At 66.2% G+C, this 1,280-nt stretch carries 2 protein-coding genes; both read right to left on the reverse strand.

Annotated features, from left to right (window positions below; translation table 11 throughout):
- Nucleotides 1-33: 33 nt before the first annotated feature.
- Complete coding sequence (locus tag DT019_RS39025; protein WP_114041738.1) at nucleotides 34-921, reverse strand: IS3 family transposase; 888 nt, start codon at nucleotides 919-921, stop codon at nucleotides 34-36.
- Nucleotides 918-1,217 (reverse strand): transposase, encoded by a 300-nt coding sequence (locus DT019_RS39030; protein ID WP_114041739.1) that lies wholly within the window; start codon nucleotides 1,215-1,217, stop codon nucleotides 918-920. The genes DT019_RS39025 and DT019_RS39030 overlap by 4 nt, the downstream gene beginning before the upstream one ends.
- Nucleotides 1,218-1,280: the final 63 nt, after the last annotated feature.

Here is a 1,280-nt window from a genome sequence, read left to right on the forward strand (position 1 = left end):
TGAAGCTTCCCCGTGATCTTGGACACTTGATGTCTATGCTGCGAGGCTGTGTTGGTGCCGTTGCCGGGTCTCGGCTGGGGTGAGGTAGCCGAAGTCCTTGTGCTTGCGCAGTCGGCGGCGGTTATAGAACGTCTCGATGAAGTCGAAAACGTCGGCGCGGGCGGTAGCCCGGTCGGGCCAGACTCTGGTACCGATCTCTTCCTTGAGCAGGGCCCAGAAACTCTCCGCGGCGGCGTTGTCGAAGCATGATCCGGTGCGTCCGCAGCTTTGCCGGAGGTTCAACTCGCTTATTTCACAGCGGAATTGGCTGCTGGTGTATTCGCTGCCGCGGTCCGAATGCGCTATGCAGCCGGGCCGGAGCCGCCCACGGCCGGCGGCCATCTTCAGGGCATCCACGACCAGGTCCGCGCGGTGGTGGTCGGCCATCGAGTAGCCGACGACCTCGCGGGTGGCCAGGTCCAGCCAGCAGGCCAGGTAGAGCCAGCCCTCGGCGGTCGGGAGGCATGTGATGTCGCCGACCAGCTTCGTGCCGGGGATCTCGGCGTGGAAATCGCGGCCGATCAGGTCCGGCGCCGGCTTCGCCTTCTTATCCGGCCGGGTCAGCGACCGCCGCCTGCGGCGATGAGCTCCCTGAATACCGTGCTCGCGCATCAGGCGGGCGACCCGCTTGCGGTTCACGCGCCGCCCCAGACGCCGCAGTTCGGCATGGATGCGCGGGACGCCGTAGGTCTGGCGTGAGCCAACGTGGATGACGGTGATCTCGTGTACCAGGGCCTCGTCGGCGGCCCTGCGGACCCAACGGGTCCTGGCCGCGGCGAGCCAGGCGTAGAAGGAGGAGCGGGCAACCTTCAGCAGCCTGCACAGGAAAGCGACGCCGTGGGTGGTCTTCTCCGCCTCGATGAACGCGTACGTGTCGTTCACCGATCGCTCTCCTTCGCGAAGAAGACCGCGGCTTTTCGCAGCACCTCGATCGTCTTGGCCTGTTCGACGTTCTGCCGACGCAGCCGCCTGAGCTCCTCGCGCTCGGCCGTGGTGAGCTCACCCGGGGCTCCCTCGCCCCGATCTGCCTTGGCCCGGCGATACCAGCCGCGCAGGGACTCGGAACTGATGCCGAGATCCCGGGCAACCGCCGTGACCGTCTTACCCGAGGAATCGACGAGCGCGATCGCGTCCCGCTTGAACTCCTCGGTGTACCGCTTCGTGTACTTGCTTCCCACCTGGCGCTACTTCCTCTGGAACCTCAGGTCCCAGTCTCCAGGTGTCCACGATCAAGGGGAAGG

The sequence above is a fragment of the Streptomyces sp. SDr-06 genome, assembly GCF_003324565.1.
Lineage (GTDB): Bacteria > Actinomycetota > Actinomycetes > Streptomycetales > Streptomycetaceae > Streptomyces.